This window comes from Alkalibaculum bacchi, assembly GCF_937875145.1.
GTDB classification, from domain to species: domain Bacteria; phylum Bacillota; class Clostridia; order Eubacteriales; family Alkalibacteraceae; genus Alkalibaculum; species Alkalibaculum bacchi_A.
This window is the reverse complement of the sequence record NZ_CALNCS010000176.1, coordinates 1-10398: the sequence shown is the minus strand read 5'-3', so window position 1 is coordinate 10398 and position 10398 is coordinate 1. Positions and strand designations below refer to the sequence as shown.

At 35.5% G+C, this 10398-nt stretch carries 7 protein-coding genes, 1 pseudogene and 1 other annotated feature; of the genes and pseudogenes, 7 read left to right on the top strand and 1 reads right to left on the bottom strand.

All coding sequences use genetic code 11. The annotated features are described in order from the left end of the window. Positions 1–1154 (bottom strand): helix-turn-helix domain-containing protein (locus Q7P22_RS10395; RefSeq protein WP_303863895.1); only part of this gene is annotated, 1154 nt, incomplete at its 3' end. A gap of 250 nt (positions 1155–1404) precedes the next feature. Here Q7P22_RS10395 and Q7P22_RS10390 point away from each other — a divergent pair. From Q7P22_RS10390 to Q7P22_RS10360, 7 genes and pseudogenes are all read left to right on the top strand, one after another. Then, complete coding sequence (locus Q7P22_RS10390) at positions 1405–1920, top strand: NUDIX domain-containing protein (RefSeq protein ID WP_303863893.1); 516 nt, start codon at positions 1405–1407, stop codon at positions 1918–1920. Between the two features lie 95 nt (positions 1921–2015). Then, positions 2016–2510 carry a rubrerythrin family protein gene (locus tag Q7P22_RS10385; RefSeq protein WP_303863891.1) on the top strand — a complete coding sequence of 165 codons (495 nt, stop codon included), beginning with the start codon at positions 2016–2018 and terminating at the stop codon, positions 2508–2510. A gap of 308 nt (positions 2511–2818) precedes the next feature. Next, complete coding sequence (locus Q7P22_RS10380; RefSeq protein WP_303863889.1) at positions 2819–3937, top strand: cysteine desulfurase family protein; 1119 nt, start codon at positions 2819–2821, stop codon at positions 3935–3937. Positions 3938–4332: 395 nt separating this feature from the next. Then, positions 4333–5185 (top strand): annotated as a pseudogene (locus Q7P22_RS10375) (tRNA 2-thiocytidine biosynthesis TtcA family protein). 455 nt (positions 5186–5640) lie between these two features. Beyond that, positions 5641–6081 (top strand): MarR family winged helix-turn-helix transcriptional regulator, encoded by a 441-nt coding sequence (locus Q7P22_RS10370; RefSeq protein ID WP_303863887.1) that lies wholly within the window; start codon positions 5641–5643, stop codon positions 6079–6081. A gap of 88 nt (positions 6082–6169) precedes the next feature. After that, positions 6170–7903 (top strand): ABC transporter ATP-binding protein, encoded by a 1734-nt coding sequence (locus Q7P22_RS10365; protein WP_303863885.1) that lies wholly within the window; start codon positions 6170–6172, stop codon positions 7901–7903. Next, entirely contained in the window at positions 7896–9767 is a 1872-nt protein-coding gene (locus tag Q7P22_RS10360) for an ABC transporter ATP-binding protein (protein ID WP_113920288.1), read from the top strand. The genes Q7P22_RS10365 and Q7P22_RS10360 overlap by 8 nt, the downstream gene beginning before the upstream one ends. Before the next feature lie 273 nt (positions 9768–10040). Further along, positions 10041–10281: a binding site (T-box leader), on the top strand. The last annotated feature ends 117 nt before the right edge of the window (positions 10282–10398 follow it).

Below are 10398 nucleotides of genomic sequence, written 5' to 3'. Positions count from 1 at the left end.
AAGAAGATATCTTCTTCATCAATATGAAAATTATTACTACTAAAGGGATTAATAGCAATATTTATGGGTTCATTTGTATCCATGTATTTTGCTAAAGCGTAAGTATGACGAATTTTTAGGTAATTTTCAACAGATGATAATATATCCTGCTGATTATCATAATGGCAGCTAATCATAAAGTAATTATTTACATAGTTGTAGAAAACCCCCTTAACATCCTTGAAGTCGATTTCTTTAAAATCGAGGCCCTTTTCTATGTATTCATAATATTTAGCTCTATATTCTAAAGGCTTACACCCATACCATCTTTTAAAGCTTCTGTAATAATACTTTACATCTGAGAAACCACATCTGTCTGATATATCGGAAATGTTCATATCTGAAAACAGAAAAAGCTCTGATTTAATAGCTCTTTCGTAATTAATTCGCGCTTGAAAACTATAGGAATTAACCTTTTTCCAAAAGTGAGAAAAATAGTTTTTTGTGATAAACTCTTCTGCTACAATATCTTCTAGAGTGATTTTTTGATCATAGTTTTTGTCTATATACCGTAAGATTCGATGATATCGATCTAATTGAACAGAACTAACAAAGCCATCATTTTTTTTAATAAACTGCAACCAATCAAATTCATATACTAGTGCATAAATGAGCTGTTGCTCATACCTTTTAATAGTCAATTCAGGAGTAAAATTTGCATTTATATAATCGGACACAAGATTGATGAGAACATTTCGAAATCTAATTTTATATTCTCTTCTTATATTTTCTTCGAAGTTTGTGCTTTCGATTTCAAATCCTTCATCAGCAAATGTATTGCTTCTAAAGAACATATATTTAATATAAGGAAATTGATCTTCAAAGTAATTTAAATTGATATATATAGAAGCAACAATAGCATCTGATGAACTGCTTATCGTATGGATGTACTTATGATTGACAAATGCAAAATCTCCTTCTTCAACATTCAGGCGTTCAAATCCTGATGTGACTTTAACAGAACCTTTCAGTGGGAGAACGATTTCTACTGTATTGTCATGCCAGTGTACAGAGGATTTTTTTATTGAATGAACCTTTAGTTGGAAGGGGGAGTTTTCAAAAAAATATATTTTTTTTTCTTGCATAATATTATGTTTTCTTAATTTGCTATTCATATTCTTATCTCCTATTTGGTGTTCTGTTTATTATATCAAAATACAGCTGTAAACGCAGATGGAAATTTTGTTTATGATCTTGTTTTTATTTGGAAACAATTTGTGGTAATATAAATTATGAAGTTTTTCAATAAATAATTTTCATCTTGTAGGCTAGGAAAATTTTAAAAATCAAGTTTTTATAGCAAGGTAGATAATCACGAAGAGTCAAAAGGGTCAAAGATTATAGTAGAGGAAGTTTGAGTGTGATATGAGTTATTGTTTTGAATGCGGTACACTATTGACTAGCAAGTGGAGGCGAGATGATGGAAATGTTCCATTCTGTACATCTTGTCACATGTATCGATACCCTATGTTTAATGTGGCGGTTAGCGTAGAAGTGTTAGATTCTTCCCAAGAGAAAATGATATTAATACAGCAGTATGGAAAAAAGTCAAATGTTTTAGTAGCTGGATATATCAATCTTGGAGAATCTGCAGAACATGCTTTAATACGAGAGGTAAAAGAGGAGTTGGGTTTAGATGTAGTTTCCTATGAATACAATAAGACCAAGTATTATGAAAAATCAAATACTTTAATGATTAACTTTTCTTGTACTGTAGATTCTACGGATTTGAGCAATATGGATCATAAAGAAGTAGACTATGCTAAATGGTACACCTTAGAGGAAGCTAAGGAAGAAATTAAATCAGGAAGCTTAGCAGAGGAATTTTTTTTGGAATTTATGCAAAAAAGAAATAAAAACAGATTTCTAGATAAAAGATAAATTTATGTTTAATCAAGAATATATAGTGGTATATATAGTGTAGTAATAAAAAAACAGCGTAATATTTGTTAATATAATTATATGGAGGATTAAATATGGAAAATAGTAAAACATTTAAAAACTTAATGGATGCATTTTCAGGCGAGTCACAAGCTAATCGTAAATACGAAGCCTATGCTAAAAAGGCAGAAACAGAAGGTAAAAAGAATGCAGCAAAATTATTTAAAGTTGCAGCAGATGCTGAAACACTTCACGCTTTAAAAGAATACGAACTTGCTGGAAAAGTCAAATCTACATTAGAAAATCTTGAAGATGGAATCGAAGGGGAAACATACGAATATAAAACGATGTACCCAGAATTTATAAAAGAAGCAGAAGAAGAAGGCAATAAGAAAGCAGTTCAAGCCTTTACCTTTGCTATGAAAGCAGAAGAAGTTCATGCGGCTTTGTATAAAGACGCAATTGAAAATATTGATCAAGAAGAAGAAATTTTCTATTACTTATGTCCAGTATGTGGAAATATTGAAAAGGTAGTTCCAGAAAAATGTCACATCTGTAATGTACCAGGTTCTAAGTTTATAAAATACTAATCGCTATAAGCCAATGTAAGCCGAAAACTTATGTTTTGAGTCCCTATTTTACATAGGGGCTTTTTTTAGTAGGTGATAAATAAAACCTGAACTTGCCTTTGGGCGAGGTAATGACTTAAACTCCTGCACATGTCATGCTAAGCGAGGAGTAGGATCTGTGCATGCGGACGCTTGAGAGTGTACCATCATTAAGAGGTTTTAAATAATTCTAAATTGTGGGAGAAGCTCACTCTAGCGCCAAGCCTTCACTTATGCTATACTTTCGTATGTGCACTTAGCACTTATTAAAGTAAATGGAGACGAAGTGAATGATATATTTAGACTACGCTGCAGAAACTCCTGTAGACCCTCAGGTCTTAAACACATTTAATGAGGTATCTATAAAATATATTGCAAACCCTAATTCTACTCATCGCTTAGGAAAGCAAGCTAAGGAGCGATTAGAATACGAAACAGATCGTATAAGCAAGCTCTTACATGTAAAATCAAGTGAAATCATCTACACTTCTAGTGCAAGCGAATCCAATAATCTAGCTATAAAGGGACTTGTGGAAAGATATAAAACTCATGGTAAGCATATTATCGCCACTTACTTAGAACATTCTTCTGTAAATGGTCCGATGAGTTATCTTAAAGATCGAGGTTATGAAATAGATTATGTAGATATTCTCCCCAATGGATTAATAGATATAGAACATTTAAAGGAGCTTCTTAGAGAAGACACGATTTTAGTCTCTATTTGCTATGTAGATAGCGAAGTAGGGATTATTCAAGACATAAATAAACTAGGAGAACTTATTAAAGCCTATCCTAATTGTCACCTCCATACAGATGGGACTCAGGCAGTAGGAAAGATTCCCCTTGTTATTGAAAACATTGACATGATTACATTTGCTCCCCATAAATTTTATGGTTTAAATGGTAGCGGTATACTAATCAAGAAGGAGCATATAGAGTTAGAGCCAATGATACATGGTGGAATCAGTACTACACCTTATAGGAGTGGTACGCCAAGTTTAGCCCTTATAGCAGCAACAGGACAAGCGTTAGAGACAGCTTTTCTTAATGTAGAGAGCAGGCATCGTTCTGTAAGTAAGCTCAATAATGATCTACGTACAGAACTAAAAAAATTACCTAAAGTAGAGATTAATAGTCCAGAACAGGCAAGCCCTTATATTTTAAACATAAGTCTTTTAGGAATAAAAGCAGAAAAGATCGTCCAAGCCTTAGACTTAGAAGGCATATGCTTATCTTCAAAATCTGCATGCTGTGCAATGAATACACCTTCAAGACCTGTTTACGCTCTTACGAATAATAGAAAGAGAGCTTTATCTACGCTGAGAATCAGTTTGAGTCATCTTACTACTGAGGAGGAAATTAATCGGTTTATGAGTTGTCTTAAGAATATTTTGGAAGCTGAAAGTTGAACTTTCTTTTAGGGTGGTCAGGTGGTCAGGTGGTCGGGTGGTCAGCAAAAACGTAAAGAGCGGACAGCTGACAGCGGAAAGCGGAACTTTATATCTGGTTGATCGGTTGTTTTGTTGGACGGTTGGACGGGAAAACAAACTCGCCTTCAGGCGAGGTAATGACCCTAGCTCCTGCAGAAGTCATCCTGAGCGTAGCGAAGGATCTCTACACATTAGGTAGTGAGTGAAAAACATCTGGAAGCCAATGAAAGTCATCTACTATTCCTCATCAGCCACCGAAGGTCGCTATAATACTGATAGCTGAATGCTGGCCGCTAGTGGCTAAGCTCTAGGGATCTATGAGTAGAGATGATTCTCGAATAGAATACAAGTAAATAACAAAAAAAGAGGTACACATGGAAAAATATAAATTAATTGAGAGAAGTATAATAAAAAAATATCGCAAAGAGATTTGGAAGAGGTTTGTTGAGGGGATTAATGATTATGAATTGATTCAGGAAGGGGATAAAATTGCTGTTTGTATCTCTGGTGGCAAAGACTCTATGCTTATGGCAAAATGCATGCAGGAATTAAAAAGACATGGCAAAGTTCACTTTGATTTAGAATATGTAGTCATGGACCCAGGTTACAATGATATCAACAGGCAGCGGATTATTGACAATGCAGAGCTTATGAATATTCCTATTAAGGTATTCCAATCAGATATCTACGATATTGTGGCAGATATTGACGACTCTCCTTGTTACTTATGCGCTAGAATGAGAAGAGGTTACTTATACAAGAATGCTCAGGAATTAGGCTGCAACAAAATTGCCTTAGGACATCACTTTGATGATGTTATTGAGACCATACTCATGAGCATGCTTTATGCTGGAGAGTTTAAAACCATGATGCCTAAGCTTATAAGCACAAATTTTAAAGGTATAGAGCTTATTCGTCCTATGTACAAAGTAAGAGAAGAAGATATTTTAGCGTGGAAAAGATATAATGACTTACAATTTATCCAATGTGCTTGTCGCCTTACTGAGAACTGTGTTCTCGGAGATAATGGAGGCGGTTCAAAGCGAGAGGAAATGAAAGCAGTTACATAGTTCCCCAGTTACATACGATTACTCCCCATTCAGACGTACCAATCCTCATATTGATCAAAATATCTTTGCTAGCGCTCACAATGTAAATTTGGAGACGGTTATTGGCTATCGAAAACAAGGTCAACGATATAGCTTTTTAGATGAGTACGATCAATAAAAGGTGGTCAGGTGGTATGTCGTAGGTTGCGGGCTTGTAGCTCCTTACAGTCACTACAAACCTCGCCAACCTTGACAGGGGTAATACCTAATTTCTCTGCCTTTTGGCAGATAAATTAGGTATTACTCCCAGGTGGTCAGCAAAGGCATCTTATGTATTTCTTTTGGGTCTTAAGATCCTTCGCTGCGCTTCAGGATGACCCACAACTGAGCTACCCTGTCATTCTGAGCTTAGCTCTCACCCTGTTATCCTGAGCTTAGCTCTCACCCTGTTATCCTGAGCATAGCTCCTACCCTGTTATTCTGAGCATAGCTTTCACTCTGTCATTCTGAGCGCTAGCGAAGAATCTTGGTGGTTTAAATTCACCTAAAACTAAAGGTATTTTACAAATACCTTTTTTGTGGTATAATTTTAGTAACTCGACTTACTATTTTGCAGATAAAGGTGGTATAAGCATGAAGTGTGAATTTGACGAAAGGAGTTCTGTTACACTTATTGGAAAGTTTATGAAAATCCATTATGTCACATTGGTTAAGGTATTAAATAAGCATGGGCTGCATAAAGGTCAACCCTATATTTTAACGTGCCTTATGAAAGAACCTAGGATGACTCAAAATGAATTGGCTAAAAAACTAGATGTGACAAAATCCACCATGGGCACATCTCTAAAGCGCATGGAAAAAAACGGATTTATCGTTCGAGAGCAAGACGAAGAAGACTGTAGATGCAATCGCATAAGCATTACAGAAAAAGGAAGAGCGGCTCTTGAAGCTTGCGATAAAGATGTTTCAAGTATAATTCAAGCTATGTTCTCAAAAATTAGTGAAGATGAAGAAGAGATGATGAATGATATCTTTAGAAGGATGATTGAAGGCATTCAATCTTATGTTCCATAAGGTTTTAAGTTTATTTGAGAACTAGGTGTAATCAAGGAATTAAATCGACCAATAATAGATTGGCGCGTATTAAAGTTGAGGTGAAGGTATGATAAAAAAATTTGCACCGTATTTAAGAAATTATAAGCGTGCAACCATTCTAGGAATGACCTGTTCTGCCTTAGAGGCCGTATTTGAACTCTTAATACCTCTAGTTATGTCCTATATCGTTGATGTAGGAATACAAAATAGAGATGTAGAGTATACCATACGAATGGGAATTATTATGGTTCTATTAGCAGTAGTTGCACTAATATTAGGAATAGGCGCAGCACGGTTTGCAGCTGTAGCTGGTCAAGGATTTGGAGCGGAGTTAAGAGAAGCTCAGTTTAAAAAAATACAATCCTATTCCTTTAAAAATATTGAAAAATTTAGTACAGCATCGTTAATCACAAGGCTTACAAGCGATGTAAATGCATTGCAAATGTCTGTAACCATAGGAATGAAGATATTAGTTCGTTCTCCATTTATGTTGGTATTTGCCTTGGTTATTGCCGTAACTATTAGCGCAAAATTGGCGCTGGTATTTGCTGTGGGCATACCTATTTTAGGGATTTCATTGTTTTTAATTATCAGTAGAGTAAAACCTTATTTTACAAAACTCCAAGAGAGAACCGATGATATGAATCTGACGGTTCAGGAAAACTTGACAGGTATTCGAGTAGTCAAATCTTTTGTTCGCCAAGCTTTTGAAAAGTCTAAATTCAATAAGAGCAATGAAGAACTCATGAAAGCTTCAGAAAGAGCTTTTAGTCTTACCGTATTAAATATGCCTATTATGCAGTTAGTCATCTTCTCTACAATCATAGCCATTTTGTGGTTTGGAGGAAATATGGTTAGTATAGGAGAACTAGAAGTTGGTAAGCTTACAAGTTTTCTCACATATGTCAATCAAATTCTAATGTCTCTTATGATGCTTTCTTTTATATTCATTATGCTCTCTCGTTCTATTGCTTGTGGAAAACGTATCCTTGAAGTTCTGGAAGAAGAGCCAGAAATTGTAGATGATAGTATTCACGATTATCAAGTGGAAAATGGGGATGTGGTTTTTGAAAATGTCTATTTTAAATATGACGAAGGCAGTGAAGAATATAATTTGACCAATATCAATTTAAATATTAAATCTGGGCAAACAATAGGTATTATCGGAGGGACAGGTTCAGCTAAAAGTACTTTAGTACAGCTTATACCTAGATTGTATGAAGCAGCAAGTGGAAGTGTAAAGGTAGGCGGGCATGATGTGCGTGAGTATAAGCTTCATACTTTAAGAGATGCAGTTGCTATGGTATTACAAAAAAACACCCTTTTCTCTGGGACCATTGCGGAAAACCTTAGGTGGGGAGATGAAAAGGCTTCTGATGAAGAATTGAGATTAGCAAGTAAAGCAGCTTGTGCCGAAGAGTTTATTGAAAAGTTTCAAGATAGCTATGACACCTATATTGAGCAAGGTGGTGTCAATGTATCTGGAGGGCAAAAGCAAAGACTTACTATTGCTAGGGCATTACTTAAAAAGCCAAAAATTCTCATACTAGATGACAGTACTAGTGCAGTAGATACGGCTACAGATGCCAAAATAAGAGAAGCTTTCCGTAAGGAACTAAAAGACACAACTAAAATCATTATCGCTCAAAGGATATCTTCTATCCAAGATTCAGATCAAATTATCGTCTTAGATGATGGAAAGATTGCCAATATAGGAAATCACGAAGAACTTATGAAGGACAGCGAAATTTACCGGGATGTATATGAATCTCAACAGAAAGGAGTTGCAATAGATGGCTAAACAAGGACCAGGTAGACATAATTTTCAAAAACCAAAAAACATTAAAAAGACCCTTACATTTTTAATGAAATACGTCAATAAGTACAAGATATTGTTAGTCTTTGTATTAATTTGTATGTTTATGAGTAGTTTTGCCATGATTGCAGGTTCCTATTTTTTAAAACCTATTATCAATGATTATATTATACCAGGAAATTTTAGTGGTCTTATAAAAATGCTCATGCTCTTAGGTGCTATTTACTTAATTGGTGCGTTAAGCTCCTATACTTATGCTCGCATTATGGTGCATATATCTCAAAATGCAGTGGCTCAAATGCGTCGAGATTTATTTCATAAAATGCAGGATTTGCCTTTGAAATATTTTGATACCCATAGTCATGGAGATTTGATGAGCCGTTATACAAACGATATTGATACGATTAGTGAAGCCATCAATAATAGTTTAGCAGGAGTTATTAGCAATATCATTATGTTTTTTGGTGTCTTAATTATGATGATTGTCCTTAGCCCAATACTGACCTTATTAACTGGAGTAATGATTGCTTTGATTTTATTTACGGCACAATTAATAGGTAAAAAAAGCAAATATTATTTTTCACTACAACAAAAGAAACTCGGTTTGGTCAATGGTTATATTGAGGAAATGATGGAAGGACAAAAGGTAGTTAAAGTATTTAGCTACGAAGACAAAGCTATAAATGAGTTCTCTAAGAGAAATGAAGAATTAAGAGTAGCTGCCACAAATGCCCACACTTTTGCAGGAATGATGATGCCTGCCTTAGGGAATCTTTCCTATGCGAACTATGCACTTACCAGTTCTGTAGGTGGTATTATGGCTATTGCTGGCATGCTCGATATTGGTACACTAGTCTCCTTTCTGCAATACAGTAGGCAAGTGTCACATCCAATTTCACATATGTCACAACAGATGAACACCATTCTTTCTGCTTTGGCAGGAGCAGAGCGTATCCTAGAAGTAATGGAAGAAAAAGAGGAAATAGACGATGGTAATGTAATCCTAAAGAGAGTAGAAATTTGTGAAGATCAATCTATTAAAGCAACAGAAAAGAAAACTGGATGTTGGGCTTGGGAAGTAACAAATGAAAATGGAGAAAAGAAGCTTGTACCTTTAAAAGGTGATGTTCGATTTGAAAATGTAGTATTCGGATATAATGAGGAGAAAGTTATATTAAAAGACATTAGCCTCTTTGCAAAACCAGGTCAAAAAATTGCCTTTGTAGGTTCAACAGGAGCAGGGAAGACCACTATTACCAATCTGATCAATCGCTTTTATGAGATCCAATCAGGTAAAATAACATATGATGGCATCAATATAAAAGATATTAAAAAAGATTCTTTAAGACAATCTTTAGGAATTGTACTACAAGATACTCATTTGTTTACAGGAACAGTTGCCGATAATATTCGCTACGGGCGATTAGATGCTACAGATGAAGAGATTGTTGCAGCAGCTAAATTAGCCAATGCTCATACCTTTATTAGGCACTTACCTCAGGGATATGAAACTATGCTGACAGCAGATGGAACAAATTTATCTCAAGGTCAAAGACAACTCCTTTCCATTGCAAGAGCCGCTGTAGCGGACCCTCCTGTTTTGATTTTAGATGAGGCTACTAGCTCTATTGATACAAGAACAGAAAAGCTTATTGAAGAAGGCATGGATAAATTAATGGAAAACAGGACCGTATTTGTCATAGCTCATAGGCTTTCCACTATTAGAAACTCTAAAGCGATTATGGTTCTAGAACAAGGAGAAATCATCGAACGAGGATCTCACGACGAGTTAATCGAAGGAAAGGGAAGATACTATAGACTTTACACAGGTCAATTTGAACTAGAGTAAATATAGTCGCTAGTTCATAGTCCTTAGTCTCTAGCTCTCGGGTATTCCTTTTAGTTGGAAGCTACACACAATCTGAAGCAAATACTAGTCTCTAGCATTCGGCCCCTCCGGGGTCCTTTTTATTTGCCGGTTAATACTCGAACGGATGCAGAAAGAAATAATTCCACATTACGTCAAGAAAAGTTCCGCTTTCAGCATTCCGCAAAAGACATCAAAAAGCTGTTGACAATTAGAGGACTATAATTATATAATGAATTAAATTAAACAAATAAACAGAAACCTTTGAGAAAGAGTAGTAAACTTTTTGATTGTATTTTAGAGAGCTGCAGGTGGTGTGATTGCAGTATACAGGGAATGGTTGAATGGACTTTTGAGGGCAGCCCGAAATGAAAAGAGTAGGCGCTGACGAGAACTGGACTCGTTACAAATACGGCATATATGATGGTATATGTTAAAGTGGATTTCTAAGAAATCAATTTGGGTGGTACCGCGATTACGTTTATTCGTCCCAAGTATTTGCTGAAGCAAATACTTGGGACTTTTTTTAATTTAAAAATAGGTGGTCAGGTGGTCAGCAAAAGATCGGAAGAGCGTCGTGTAGGGAAAGAGTGTAGATCTCGGTGGTCGCCGT

What these genes read in the sequence shown, in the direction of transcription:
- Q7P22_RS10390 (WP_303863893.1), top strand. Translation starts at nt 1,405, where the DNA reads ATGAGTTATTGTTTTGAATGCGGTACACTATTGACTAGCAAGTGGAGG.
- Q7P22_RS10385 (WP_303863891.1), top strand. Translation starts at nt 2,016, where the DNA reads ATGGAAAATAGTAAAACATTTAAAAACTTAATGGATGCATTTTCAGGC.
- Q7P22_RS10380 (WP_303863889.1), top strand. Translation starts at nt 2,819, where the DNA reads ATGATATATTTAGACTACGCTGCAGAAACTCCTGTAGACCCTCAGGTC.
- Q7P22_RS10370 (WP_303863887.1), top strand. Translation starts at nt 5,641, where the DNA reads ATGAAGTGTGAATTTGACGAAAGGAGTTCTGTTACACTTATTGGAAAG.
- Q7P22_RS10365 (WP_303863885.1), top strand. Translation starts at nt 6,170, where the DNA reads ATGATAAAAAAATTTGCACCGTATTTAAGAAATTATAAGCGTGCAACC.
- Q7P22_RS10360 (WP_113920288.1), top strand. Translation starts at nt 7,896, where the DNA reads ATGGCTAAACAAGGACCAGGTAGACATAATTTTCAAAAACCAAAAAAC.